Genomic DNA, 13,033 nt, shown 5'->3' on the forward strand with positions numbered 1-13,033 from the left:
CCCCAACAAATCTACAAATACCGGTCAAAGCTCTCGGGTCCCCTGCTAGACCGCATCGACCTGCACATCGAGGTGCCGCGAGTGCCAGTTCAACTTCTTCACAACAGAAAAGCAGAGGAGTCCTCGAAAGACATTCAACAACGAGTAGAACAAGCGAGGGCTGTTCAATGCGCAAGATACCACTACCGTCCGGGATGTCCTTTTAACAGCGTGATGAATGGCGAAGAACTGCGACAATTTGCTCAGCTGGATAAGGAAGGACAAGAGATGCTGCAGCTTGCCTTCGAGACATTAGGTTTGAGTGCAAGAGCCTACGATAGAATTGTGAAAGTGGCGAGAACGATTGCAGATTTAGATGGCGCTTCCCGTGTAGATGCTGCACATGTAGCAGAAGCGATTCGCTACAGAGCTTTGGATCGAGGGCTACTTTTTTAAGAGTGCTAGTTATACAAAAAAACCGATAAGTTTAAACGTCTCAGTGCCAATACCTCAAAGGTATGAACATTTAACATCCTTGCTAGTGTAGAAAGAAAGAACATAGATGCGATGAGGAAGAACCAATTATTTTCATTTTTTATGCGCTATAGATGTAAATGTTAACCTCATTCAGACTCACTAGTTTCATCAAACAATGGCTTATCCTTAGCAGTAAATTCTAATCGTAAATGAATACGGTACAAGATTTCAATTCCTTCAGCAAATCCAAGCAAGAATATAGAAGGAATGACGGAATAAAACACACTGGTTAGAAAATGGAGAAAATTATCATTAAGATCGTCGAACCAAATAAATAACCCAACGATAAAACCAACTATACTAATAATAAACGCGAGAATCCGAATCCAACGAGCGTATTTATTTGTATAGCGTTTGAACAATACTCTCAGCTCCAAAGTATCCGATTTTGTGAAAAGTAGAAATCCTCAACATTTTTGGTTAAGAAAACAGAATAGCGCGTAGTTATCACTCACATCATTACATTTAGTCTCAAGTCAGTGGCATCCACTTTTTATCTTTTTCATCATCGTATGTAGGCTTTCTAACAAATGGTCTGCCGTGATCGTCGCAGGCTCCAAAACGAATAAAGTTTCCCTGTGCCTTTCGTAGGGATACTTTGTTTGCGCCCCTATCTGAATCTGGTTCCATAAATTGAAAGGGATCATCCTCCCAGAAACAAATTGGACAGATATCGAATTCTCCGTCATGACAGAGCGTTTTATAACCGCAACATGGACAAGTAAATTTTGCATTCATTTGATTTTGCTCACTTCCTAAATCCAAGAGATAATTTTCCCAACAGTGAATAAACTATCTTGCCATAATGAGCAATCCATAAGAAAAAAAGATCCATACAATCAGCAACGATCCAAAGACTGCATTTCGCCTATAATCCTTATTGTTGACAATTTTCTTCATAATAAATGTAAAGTTAACAAAGAACAAAATAGCCAGAATAGGATTAAGGTATATCGCAGTAAAAATAATGAAACCCATATTAATCACCTCATCCAAATTATACCATATATGCCTGGGTGATTATCAATATGCGCTCAGTTAGTCTGCATGTGCCTCGTAAATGAACGCACCACATACAGACTAAGCACTTCACTACCGAGCAATGGGGATTTTCTACACATAACCCTATACAACCGTAACCACATAAAACACAAACTCCCCGCAATCCCCACTATCCCAAGGCCGCCAATACTTCAAAGAAATCGACGTCATTCCTCGCCGCAAAGCCTGGAAAGACATCACCTGATGCCCTTCTTGCCCAATACGAGCCGGTGATGATGGAGGAACAAAATGATTCGCAAGCAACGATAAAAAGCGAGTATCCACTGGATTAGACAAGTCCCATTAGTAGCCGCTTGAGGGATTTGCCACTAGCGTAATTGTGAACAAGTGGCCTTCCTGCACTTGTAGTGTATACGTTGAGGTCTTGACCACTGGCCTTCCTTCCTCCTTTTGGATGAAGTGGATATCCATTTTCCATACCATATGAAAAAAGTTTGATAGCTGCTAACGACAAAACAAGCAGTTAAAATTTTATTTTCATTCATTTCATGTGATCCAATTCGTTTACAAGTTGTGGAATTGCTTGATACATCTATCATTTAGCGAAATGATTATGATAGAAAATAGCCATTATACGGACAATGTTCCTAATTAATTTGAAACAATTAGTATGATCTGGAAAGGAATATGCAAGATGTTGGCGAATAAGTAGGGACAAAGACATATATTGTCGAAATGTCTGCTGTTATTTGTAATCTTTATTACCTAGTTATTGTTATGGCTAGAAATATCCAGAGTGAGTAGAATTTCTTTTGCTCGTGCATGTAGGTACATTTCCCAGCACTTCCATGGCGCAGAATATCTCGCGCATGGAAGAAGCTTTTTCTTTGTGTTCATACTTGCTAGGAAAGGGAAAGGAAAATTGATGGAGAGCATTGCAGAATTATTTAAGAAAAAAGAGTACTACCACGCATTTCAGCCTATATGTCAACTTCCTGAGAAAAGTAGGATAGGGTATGAAGTATTACTTCGCAGTAAAGCGGGGATCCATCCAGAGGCATTGTTTTCTTTGGCGAAGGAAAACAAAATGCTGCCAGAACTCGACATCCATTCCCTGCATCATGCACTCTCGACTTTTTTTCATTCGTCGCTTGAACACAAAAACGAGCTTTTATTTGTGAATATTTTTCCTTCTACCATAATAGAAGACACATTTCCTGGCTTCATTCAAAAGATCGCTCGTTCCTTCCGTCCCTTTTTAACCCAAATCGTTTTGGAGATCAACGAATCGATTATGGAAGGAGAATGCTGGAGCGAACCCATTTTTACACGACGCATAGCTGAATTGAAAAAGATGGGGTTTCTAATTGCACTGGATGATGTCGGAGATGGCGCGAACATATTCAGTAAAATTGAAGATATTTCGCCAGATTACATCAAGATTGATCGCTTTTTTTCGCAAGAGCTCTCGAGTTCATTAGAAAAGCAAAAGACTGTAAAATTGTTTGTCGATTTTTGCAAAGATGCACCTCAACTCATTCTCGAAGGAGTTGAAGAAGAAGAAGATTTTGCTTGCGCTTCTTTTTTGGGCGTTGCAATCGGCCAGGGATACTTGTTTGGTAAACCAGGCAGCTTGCCGGACGAATAAGAGGACAATGCAGAATTGGAGGAATTTTTATGGCTAGTGATAACAACGTATATTCTCGGAAGGCAACGCTTTCCTTAAAAATATCCGAGTTTGAAGTCCCTCCGATGCAGGATCTGTTGATCATCGGACGGAAAGCACCAATTGGTCCTGAGGCTGTAAGGAGAATGGCGGATGCACTTTCACCAGAGCAGTTTACATTACTGAAAATGGATCATCCAAAGATTGAGGCGGTTTTGTTAAGGAATACCCTTTTGCAAATGATTGATGAAAAATTATTGATGAAAATCATTCTGGAAGAGGCAGAGCGTATGATTAGCGACTCTATGGTTCTGCGATCTGAGTTAAAAATAGCATTGTCTGTTCAACGAGAGGTGGATCTTTTATGAACATCTCCGACATCATGACGACGACGATTTGTACCATCACCTCTGACAAAAGTGTCTCTTATGCGGCGGAGCGAATGAACGAATCTCATGTTGATTCGTTAGTTGTCATGGATCACGGAGAGGTACTAGGAATGGTTACGACGAGAGACGTTCTGTCAGCTCATCCTAATCGAATCGTTGCCGATGCCATGAGTAGTCAGCCGTTCTATCTGTCAGCCAATCACAACGTTTGGGAGGCCTATCACGCGCTTCATCAAGAACAAAATGGGCTTGCTTTGGTCAAACAAGAAGATCAAGTGATCGGATTCATCACGAAAGAAATCGTAGAGATGAAAATAGCAGAATATCGAGACCCATTATCGGGTTTGTATCGCGCTCCATACATCCAGTTTATTGGGGAAAATTTTTTAAAGGAGCGAAAACCTTTCCATTTGCTTTTTATCGATTTGAACGACTTTGGCCGAATTAATAAGCTGCATGGTCATCCATTCGGGGATGATGTCATTCGCACCTATTCTTCGGTCCTCTCTTCTTTGGCTGAAGATCAGGGGGATTATTTATGTCGTTATGCAGGGGACGAGTTTGTTTTGATCTCTACGATTTCCGATGAACAAATTCAGGAGTACATTACGCTCATTACACGTCCAACAAACGTTCTGGATATCTTTGTATCTGCAGCGGTTGGTCATGTGAACGGGTACCAAACACCAGACTTCTTCGCTAGATCATGGCGGGAATTAATCGCTGAAGCAAGTTTAGGCTCCTCAGCTGCCAAGTTATCCAAAACACTTTCTTCCACTAGTGGGATAGGAAAAGTATAGTTTGCTGGCAATGCGCATACACTTTTGGACAGGTTTAGATCTTTCTTTGCAACCGATTATTTTATGGTACGTAATACATATTGTGAATAGATCGAAATGAGGAGGCAATGACATGATCGTAACTACAACCAGCATGATCCAAGGAAAAGAAGTGGAAGAGTATCTGGATATCGTCAGCGGAGAGGTAATCATGGGCGCAAACGTAGTCCGTGACTTTCTCGCAGGGATTACGGACATCATCGGAGGCAGAAGTGGCTCGTATGAGAGCAAGCTCTCAGAAGGTCGTGAACTGGCCTTGCGTGAAATGAAAGAAAAAGCACGAGTATTAGGTGCAAACGCAGTAATTGGGGTTGATCTCGACTTCGAAACATTGCGAGAAGGTATGATGATGGTTATTGCCACAGGCACAGCAGTCCGTGTGAAGTAAGCCGGTAAACACCCGGCTTTCTTTTTTTACCGAAAGCGGCCCTCATACATAGCAAGCAAGGAGAAGTGAGCATGCAGGTACAAAACACTCTTCAGGATTTATCGAATAGAATAAACGCTCAGCCACAAGGAATCGCTGGATTACATGCGGTTTACCATTTTGTCCTAAGTGGAGAAGAGGGGGGCACCTACGAGGTTGTGTTTGCTGATAATCAAGCGGACTACAAGATGGGTGTGACAAGGGAAGCAGGCTGCAAGCTGGAGTTATCTGACAAAGATTTTATTAAGCTCGTAGAGGGACGCTTGAATCCTACCGTTGCTTTTGTAACAGGTAAGCTGAAAATTAGCGGAGAAATGGGACTTTCGTTTAAATTGCAAACAATCTTGCATCACTATCAATCACAAAAATAACGAAAAAACTAGTCAATTCGGAAAAGGTTACGTTAAAATATGACCAAACAATGACACCTACTCTAACACAAAACGAGGGGAAACATGCGCCATATTTGTTCACTGATTGCGATGGTAAGCCAACTGGAAGAACAATCTGTGCATTTTGATTTTTATCAAGAAATCAGACGACCCAAGCCAGAACGTCAGTTATTAAAGCATCATGTACAATTACCGCGTCATTATTTCGATTATTTAATTCATTCAGGAGTATTGGAAGTAGAAACAGATGCCCCTTATCAGCCGGGGAAGGTCATGCCTGCTTCCATCGGTATGAACATACGCTCGCTCGGTGGAAACGTATTGTTTGACATGTGCTTTGCTCCACAAACATATAAATTGTGGCAAAACACAGATGCAAGCATAGAAGACCTTTCTCTGCCTGCTGATATATTTGAAGAATATGTCTATCGCTTAGGCGCCATCAGTCGCTTTCGCTATTTAGGCCGAATTGATGATCCCGTAACCGCAACAAAACTTGGTGAAAACGACATGATTGAATTCAAACGCGACTTTCTTTATTCGAAGACGGGAATTATTAAGTCTATTGTGGCGTTTGCGAATTCAAACAACGGGAATTTATTTTTAGGTATCACAGATGAGGGGACAGTGTGCGGGATTGACCATGAGATCGAGCAGTATGGAGACCCGGACAAATACATTCTTGCCATTACGCAATACATCCAAGATAAGACGTCACCGTTTGTGACCCCATTTCCAAAAATTTCGTTGAAAAAAATAGATGGGAAAACGGTTGTAGCTATTTTTGTAGAAGCCTCGTCTGATTTGATTTGTGGTTTGGACAAAAACAATGAAAAATATGTGGTTATTCGTACGAACAATCGCTCCGTTGTCGTGAAAGATCCGCACCAAATTGGTGAAATTTACGTGAAACGAAAGCTTGGCAGTGAGATCAGCCGTCGATTGGGACTTCTGTAGCGTTATCTTACAGGAACATACGAGGAGGGTTACTGCGTGATATCGTCTTTACGTACTTGTCTACTGGTTATGATGGTGAGTAGCTTGTTCGTCTCTGGTTGTGCACAGCCAGGCAAGGTTTCTGAAGACATGAAAGATCATATCGAGACAGAGCTAGGTGCGGTTGAAAAAGTAACGGTGATGTCAACGGATGGACAAGAAGTATTATTGGACATGCGCTTGTTTTTGCAAGAATTGTCCGGACAGGGACAAGATTTACAAATATCATCCGAGCCGTTAAAGCAAGAGGATGTACGTTTTACGCTTGTCTTGTACCGGACACAGCAGGCTCCACTTGTCGTGACGGTGGGAGAGTCGGCAAGTGAATTTGGCGGACACACGTATCGTGGAGCGGGTGCCAGCTTTTTTTATCAGTGGGTAAACAAGTTAACTGGCAAAGGAGTGCTCTCACAAAAAATTCAAAGCGTGCGGTTGGCGGCAGAGGACCTTGGTCAGGCGCGCGTGCTGAACGAAGCAGAAGCAGAATACATCAGGAAAGTAATGGGATCGGCAGTCCCGGAGGCGGACAGTCGTAGCAAGCAATATCCACTCTATCCGAACTATCGGATGAGAATGAATTCTGCTGACAAGCCGGTAGAAGTGGCCATTTTGACGCCGACGCTGATTGCGGTTCCCTTTGGGAGAGAAACGTTTTTCTTTCACGTAGAGGGTAGCCTCTTTTCGCGGTTAACGGAATGGATGCCGCCAAGCAATCATAAGGAAGACAGGATCGACCAGTTATTTAAATCTACAAGGATTCGCATCGCAGCTAATGGCGAAATGAACGTCCAAGACTCAGAGTTGGATGTCACCCAAACGACGATCGAACAAGGAATTGCCCATCAAGCTGTCCGATTGCTAAAAAATGCAGATCCACTAAATGTTCCACCGAAAAATCCGGGCTCAAAACAATACGAACTGCATTTTTTTGTGAATGATACAGAGCAGAAAATTGAACTTTATCCACGATACTTTAAGTATGACCAAACTTGGTATATTCACGATGAACTCGCTGAAAACGAGTGGAAATTGTTTCAATCTCTACGAAAATGAGGGATTTCCTCATGAAGTTTCGCACTTCTGGTCACGATAAAAAGAACATATTACTACCACTTTTGCAGTTTTTGTCGTAGAATAGTTACGTTGCACTGATAGTGGAGGTTATGACCGGAAAAAGACAGACGTCTTTGAACCGGTCTAAAAGCCTGCCGATCTTTATCTGCCATAGGAGGATGGAGAATGAACATTCATGAGTATCAAGGTAAAGAGATACTTAAGCAGTACGGTGTAAAAGTTCCTGAAGGACGCGTAGCTTTCACAGTGGAAGAAGCTGTTGAAGCAGCGAAAGAACTGGGCACCCAAGTAAACGTAGTAAAAGCGCAAATTCACGCTGGTGGCCGTGGTAAGGCTGGCGGGGTAAAGGTTGCAAAAAATCTTGATGAAGTTCGTACATATGCCAGCGAAATTCTTGGCAAAGTACTGGTTACTCATCAAACAGGTCCAGAAGGTAAAGAAGTTAAGCGCCTTCTGATTGAGCAAGGCTGCGACATCAAGAAAGAATACTACGTGGGTGTAGTTGTTGACCGTGCTACTGGAAGCGTTGTAATGATGGCTTCCGAAGAGGGCGGTATGGACATCGAGGAAGTAGCAGCAAACACTCCAGAAAAAATCTTCAAAGAAGTAGTTGATCCAGTAACAGGTCTGAATGGCTTCCAAGCTCGTCGCCTGGCTTACGCAATCAACATTCCAAAAGAATTGATTAACAAAGCTGCCAAGTTCATGATGAGCTTGTACCAAGCTTTTGTTGATAAAGATGCTTCTATCGCTGAAATCAACCCACTGGTTGTAACTGGCGACGGTGAAGTAATGGCACTGGATGCGAAACTGAACTTCGACAGCAACGCTCTCTATCGTCACCCTGACATCGTAGCTCTGCGCGACCTGGATGAAGAAGATGAGAAAGAAATCGAAGCTTCCAAGTTCGATCTGTCCTACATCGCACTTGATGGTAACATCGGTTGCATGGTAAATGGTGCAGGTCTGGCGATGGCAACAATGGATATCGTGAAATTCTACGGTGGAGACCCAGCTAACTTCCTTGACGTTGGTGGCGGAGCTACTGAAGAGAAAGTAACGGAAGCGTTTAAAATTATTCTCCGTGACGAAAAAGTAAAAGGTATTTTCGTCAACATCTTCGGCGGCATCATGAAATGCGACGTTATCGCAAACGGCGTAGTGAATGCAGCAAAACAAATCAAATTGGACAAACCTCTCGTTGTACGTCTCGAAGGTACAAACGTAGATTTGGGTAAGAAAATCCTCAATGAGTCCGGTTTGAACATTGTAGCTGCAGAATCTATGGCGGATGGCGCTGAGAAAATCGTATCCTTGGTGAAGTAAGCTATTTCGAGTAGATACGTAAAAAAAGGTGGGAAAATTACGCGATGAGTATTCTCGTTAATAAAAATACAAAAGTAATTACGCAAGGGATTACGGGTGCAACTGGTCTGTTCCACACTCGCGGAGCCGTTGAATACGGTACACAAATGGTGGGCGGTGTAACACCTGGTAAAGGTGGAACCGAAGTTGACGGTATTCCAATTTTCAACACAGTAAAAGAAGCGGTTGAAGCAACTGGTGCAACTGCATCCGTTATCTACGTTGCTCCTCCTTTCGCTGCTGACGCGATCATGGAAGCAGTTGATGCTGAACTGGATCTGGTAATCTGCATCACTGAAGGTATCCCAGTTCTGGACATGGTGAAAGTTAAGCGCTACATGGAAGGCAAGAAAACCCTTCTCGTAGGTCCTAACTGCCCTGGCGTAATTACTCCAGGTGAGTGCAAAATCGGTATCATGCCTGGTTACATCCACGTTCCAGGTAAAGTGGGTATCGTATCTCGCTCCGGTACCTTGACTTATGAAGCAGTTCACCAAACTTCTACTCGCGGCCTTGGTCAATCCACAGCTGTAGGTATCGGTGGAGACCCAGTAAAAGGTATGGAGTTCATCGACGTACTGAAAATGTTCAACGAAGATCCAGACACAGAAGCAGTTATCATGCTGGGTGAAATCGGTGGTACTGCGGAAGAAGAAGCAGCAGAGTGGATCGCTGCTAACATGAAAAAACCAGTTGTAGGCTTCATCGGGGGACAAACTGCTCCTGAAGGAAAACGTATGGGCCACGCTGGTGCGATCATCTCTGGCGGTAAAGGTACAGCTGCTGAGAAAATCGCGAAGCTCGAAGAATGCGGTATTCGCGTAGCGAAAACACCTGCAGTTATCGGTGAAACACTTGTTGAATTGCTGAAAGAGCGCGGTATGCTCGAGAAAGTAATGGGCAAGTAAGCAGATAAGAAAGAAGTGGACAGCCTTAGGCTTGTCCACTTTTTTATTTTTGAAGCAGCCTCTTTCTTTCGATAGAATAGCTTTCAAAACCGTCCGCTGTGACAATTGTGATCGGGATGAAGGAGGATTTTGGATTGGAAAAGGCGAAGCTCGACGAGAGAGACTGGCTGTATGTATTAACGATGATATCGGGGTTGGGAAGAAAGAAAATCCGAGAAATTTTTGAAACCACAGGTTCTTTTCAGGTTGCCATCGAAAATTGGCATGAACTGGCACGCCAGCTCAGATTGACTTCCTTGATTACTAGGCAGGTTGACAAACAAAGCAATGAAGCTTCAGCTATAGCACTATTGGAAAAGCGTGAAGAAGAGCGAACGCGCTTCTTATGTCCTTTTGACAATACATATCCTGTTTCGCTCCGCAATATCCCCGATTCTCCGTTGACGTTGTTTTACCGTGGCGATCACACATTATTGGAAAAATTGTCGATTGGCGTCGTTGGTTCGCGCAAACCGACACCATATGGAAGAGCGAGCTGTAGCTTTTTTGTCCGAGAGCTGGTACAAGCAGGTCTTGTTATTGTCTCAGGGGTCGCGTATGGAATTGATGCGGAAGCCCACCAAGCTACGTTGAAAGCAGGGGGCAAGACCATTGGTGTGCTCGGTTGCGGTATGAATCACGTTTATCCTTCTCGGCATCGAGAACTTTATCGTGAAATTGAATCTTTTGGCCTACTCCTCAGCGAATATCCACCTCATATTCCACCTGTTTCTGGATTGTTTCCAGAGCGAAATCGTATCATAAGTGGACTATCTATCGGTGTATTAGTGGTAGAAGCAGCAGAAAAAAGCGGATCTTTGATTACGGCAGACTGTGCACTTGAGCAGGGCAAAGAAGTTTTTGCAATTCCTGGTCCAATTTTTTCATTGATGAGTGCGGGACCGCATAACTTGATCAAACAAGGTGCAAAGCTAGTAACGTGCAGTAACGATATCTGGGAGGAAATCAAGCATCATCTTCCAGAAACTGAGCAGATGCAGCAGGTCGAAAAAAGAAAGGCAAACGATGTTGTTCCCTTATCTAATGAAGAAAAAGCGATTGTGGAAGCCCTAACATATGATGGTATTCATCTGGATGAGTTAATGAGCAGTTTAGAAAAAGACCAACGCAGGATGCTGCATCAGCTGGTCATTCGTTTGGAAGCAAAAGGGGCTATTGTGGCACTTCCTGGCGGTTATTTTGCACGGCGATAGCATATCCGCTAGCTTTTTGGCAACGCCTAGAGGCACAAGTGTTTGACAAACCGGATGAGGGTATTTAATAATAGGGAAGATTCCTTACTAAAAGGGGAGGAAAAAAATGGCTGATACGCTAGTAATCGTAGAATCCCCTACGAAGGCCAAAACCATTGGAAAATACCTGGGTAGTAAATATATCGTGAAAGCGTCTATCGGGCATGTACGCGATTTGCCGAAAAGTCAAATGGGTGTAGACGTTACGCGTAATTTTGAACCCAAATACATAACCATTCGCGGCAAAGGCGATGTATTGAAAGGCTTAAAAGATGCTGCTAAAAAAGTAAAAAAAGTATATCTCGCAGCCGACCCGGATCGCGAAGGGGAGGCAATTGCTTGGCATTTGGCACAATACTTGGGACTTGATTTGAATCAACCGCTTCGTGTGGTATTTAATGAGATTACCAAAGATGCCATCAAAGAAGCATTCAAGCATCCACGACACATAAACATGGACTTGGTAAATGCTCAACAGGCACGTCGCATTCTCGACAGACTCGTGGGCTACAATATCAGTCCAATTCTATGGAAAAAGGTTCGAAAAGGCTTGAGTGCCGGACGTGTTCAATCGGTTGCGGTTAAGCTTATCATGGATCGTGAGCGTGAGATCCAAGAGTTTATCCCGGAAGAGTATTGGACGATTGCGAGTACATTAATTAGCGACGGAAAAGAAATTAACGCTAAGTTCTATGGTTATGGCGATGAAAAGGTTGAGCTTCATTCGGAAGATGATGTAGCAGCGGTATTGAAACGAATGAAGAACAAACCCTACGTGGTACAAAAGGTAACGAAGCGTGAGCGTAAGCGCAATCCTGCACCTCCTTTTATCACGAGTTCTTTACAGCAAGAGGCAGCGCGTAAGCTGAACTTCCGCACTTCTAAGACCATGCGAATTGCTCAAGAGCTCTATGAGGGGATTGACGTTGGCAATAAAGAAGGCGCAGTTGGTTTGATTACCTATATGCGTACAGACTCTACTCGCCTATCTGCAACAGCACAGAACGAAGCAAGAGAATACATACTTGAGAAATATGGGCAAGACTATGTATTATCTGAGCCACGCAATCAGGCGAAAAACGAAAATGCTCAAGACGCTCACGAAGCGATTCGTCCAACAGGTGTGATGCGTACACCAGATGAGATCAAGGAATACTTGTCGAGAGATCAATTGCGCTTGTATCGATTAATCTGGGAGCGTTTCCTTGCCAGTCAAATGTCATCCGCTGTTCTTGATACGATGAGCGTAGATATTGACGCAGGTGGAGTTACCTTCAGAGCAACAGGATCAAAAGTGAAGTTCCCTGGATTTATGAAGGTATATATTGAAGGAAACGATGATGGCGCAGAAGAAGAAAGCTTCCTTCCGCCCATTGAAGAAGGACAAATCCTCGAACAAAAAGAAATCGAGCCGAGTCAGCACTTTACACAGCCACCACCTCGATTCTCTGAAGCGCGCATGCTTAAAACGATGGAAGAGATGGGAATTGGACGTCCGTCTACCTATGCGCCTACATTAGAGACCATTCAAAAGCGGGGCTATGTGGCATTGGAAGAGAAGCGATTTGTCCCGACTGAATTGGGCGAGATTGTGATCACGCTTGTCGAGGAGTTTTTCCCGGAGATTCTCAACGTAGAATTCACTGCGCATATGGAGTCGGGTCTAGATAATATCGAAGCAGGCACCACCAATTGGGTGCAGGTGCTGGACGATTTTTATCAAGACTTTGCAAAGCGCGTAGTTGTTGCAGAAGAAGAAATGAAAGAAGTAGAGCTGAAAGTCGAAGAATCGGATGAATCATGTGAGCTTTGCGGCCGTGTGATGGTTTATAAGCTTGGTCGATTTGGCAAGTTTTTAGCTTGTTCCGGATTCCCAGATTGTCGTAATACGAAGCCGATAGTAAAAGAAATCGGCGTAAAGTGTCCGCAGTGTGAAACCGGAGAGATTATCGAACGTAAATCTAAGAAGAGTCGTATTTTTTACGGCTGCAATCAATATCCGGAATGCGATTTTGTATCGTGGGACAAACCGATTGCCAGACCTTGTCCAAAATGCTCCAGCATGCTCGTGGAGAAAAAGCGCAAGAAGCAAGGAGTTAGCATTGTTTGCACCAAGTGTGATTATCAAGAAGAGGCAGACTCCTAAGCAGCCTGATTCGATTTTGTA

General features: G+C 43.4%; 15 protein-coding genes. 12 read left to right on the forward strand and 3 right to left on the reverse strand.

Translation table 11 applies throughout. The features are described from left to right. Positions 1 to 81: 81 nt before the first annotated feature. Positions 82 to 435 carry a magnesium chelatase subunit ChlI family protein gene (locus FB479_RS02975; RefSeq protein WP_255438278.1) on the forward strand — a complete coding sequence of 118 codons (354 nt, stop codon included), beginning with the start codon at positions 82 to 84 and terminating at the stop codon, positions 433 to 435. Between the two features lie 167 nt (positions 436 to 602). On the opposite strand, the gene FB479_RS02980 is transcribed toward FB479_RS02975, so the two are convergent. The 3 genes from FB479_RS02980 to FB479_RS02995 all read right to left on the reverse strand — a co-directional run bounded on the left by FB479_RS02980 (position 603) and on the right by FB479_RS02995 (position 1,854). Then, the gene (locus FB479_RS02980) at positions 603 to 878 is read right to left on the reverse strand and encodes a hypothetical protein (protein WP_142062324.1); all 276 of its coding nucleotides are present in this window, start codon (positions 876 to 878) and stop codon (positions 603 to 605) included. 109 nt (positions 879 to 987) lie between these two features. Then, the gene (locus tag FB479_RS02985) at positions 988 to 1,254 is read right to left on the reverse strand and encodes a CPCC family cysteine-rich protein (RefSeq protein WP_106653559.1); all 267 of its coding nucleotides are present in this window, start codon (positions 1,252 to 1,254) and stop codon (positions 988 to 990) included. Positions 1,255 to 1,641: 387 nt separating this feature from the next. After that, positions 1,642 to 1,854 (reverse strand): protease inhibitor I42 family protein, encoded by a 213-nt coding sequence (locus FB479_RS02995; protein WP_304488794.1) that lies wholly within the window; start codon positions 1,852 to 1,854, stop codon positions 1,642 to 1,644. A gap of 589 nt (positions 1,855 to 2,443) precedes the next feature. Between FB479_RS02995 and FB479_RS03000 the strand changes: the two genes are divergently transcribed. From FB479_RS03000 to topA, 11 genes are all read left to right on the forward strand, one after another. Continuing rightward, positions 2,444 to 3,166: an EAL domain-containing protein gene (locus FB479_RS03000; RefSeq protein WP_142062327.1), complete on the forward strand. Its 723-nt coding sequence runs from the start codon at positions 2,444 to 2,446 to the stop codon at positions 3,164 to 3,166. Between the two features lie 29 nt (positions 3,167 to 3,195). Then, a complete protein-coding gene (locus FB479_RS03005; protein WP_048033471.1) occupies positions 3,196 to 3,552 on the forward strand; it encodes a hypothetical protein in 357 nt (118 codons plus the stop codon). After that, entirely contained in the window at positions 3,549 to 4,373 is an 825-nt protein-coding gene (locus FB479_RS03010; protein WP_142062330.1) for a CBS domain-containing protein, read from the forward strand. The genes FB479_RS03005 and FB479_RS03010 overlap by 4 nt, the downstream gene beginning before the upstream one ends. A 112-nt stretch (positions 4,374 to 4,485) precedes the next feature. Further along, complete coding sequence (locus FB479_RS03015) at positions 4,486 to 4,800, forward strand: YbjQ family protein (RefSeq protein ID WP_048033469.1); 315 nt, start codon at positions 4,486 to 4,488, stop codon at positions 4,798 to 4,800. A gap of 71 nt (positions 4,801 to 4,871) precedes the next feature. Beyond that, positions 4,872 to 5,210 carry an SCP2 sterol-binding domain-containing protein gene (locus FB479_RS03020; RefSeq protein WP_106653442.1) on the forward strand — a complete coding sequence of 113 codons (339 nt, stop codon included), beginning with the start codon at positions 4,872 to 4,874 and terminating at the stop codon, positions 5,208 to 5,210. An 84-nt stretch (positions 5,211 to 5,294) separates the two neighbouring features. Further along, positions 5,295 to 6,188, forward strand: coding sequence for an AlbA family DNA-binding domain-containing protein (locus tag FB479_RS03025; protein WP_142062333.1), 894 nt, complete (start codon positions 5,295 to 5,297; stop codon positions 6,186 to 6,188). 36 nt (positions 6,189 to 6,224) lie between these two features. Next, entirely contained in the window at positions 6,225 to 7,280 is a 1,056-nt protein-coding gene (locus FB479_RS03030) for a hypothetical protein (protein WP_142062336.1), read from the forward strand. A 186-nt stretch (positions 7,281 to 7,466) separates the two neighbouring features. Then, the gene (sucC, locus tag FB479_RS03035) at positions 7,467 to 8,627 is read left to right on the forward strand and encodes an ADP-forming succinate--CoA ligase subunit beta (RefSeq protein ID WP_016743310.1); all 1,161 of its coding nucleotides are present in this window, start codon (positions 7,467 to 7,469) and stop codon (positions 8,625 to 8,627) included. Positions 8,628 to 8,671: 44 nt separating this feature from the next. Continuing rightward, positions 8,672 to 9,574, forward strand: coding sequence for a succinate--CoA ligase subunit alpha (gene sucD, locus FB479_RS03040; protein ID WP_015891769.1), 903 nt, complete (start codon positions 8,672 to 8,674; stop codon positions 9,572 to 9,574). Positions 9,575 to 9,708: 134 nt separating this feature from the next. Continuing rightward, complete coding sequence (gene dprA / locus FB479_RS03045) at positions 9,709 to 10,827, forward strand: DNA-processing protein DprA (RefSeq protein ID WP_142062339.1); 1,119 nt, start codon at positions 9,709 to 9,711, stop codon at positions 10,825 to 10,827. 106 nt (positions 10,828 to 10,933) lie between these two features. Next, positions 10,934 to 13,012, forward strand: a complete 2,079-nt coding sequence (topA, locus tag FB479_RS03050) for a type I DNA topoisomerase (protein ID WP_106653446.1) — start codon at positions 10,934 to 10,936, stop codon at positions 13,010 to 13,012. The last annotated feature ends 21 nt before the right edge of the window (positions 13,013 to 13,033 follow it).

The sequence above is a fragment of the Brevibacillus sp. AG162 genome (assembly GCF_006715575.1).
Classification (GTDB): domain Bacteria; phylum Bacillota; class Bacilli; order Brevibacillales; family Brevibacillaceae; genus Brevibacillus; species Brevibacillus brevis.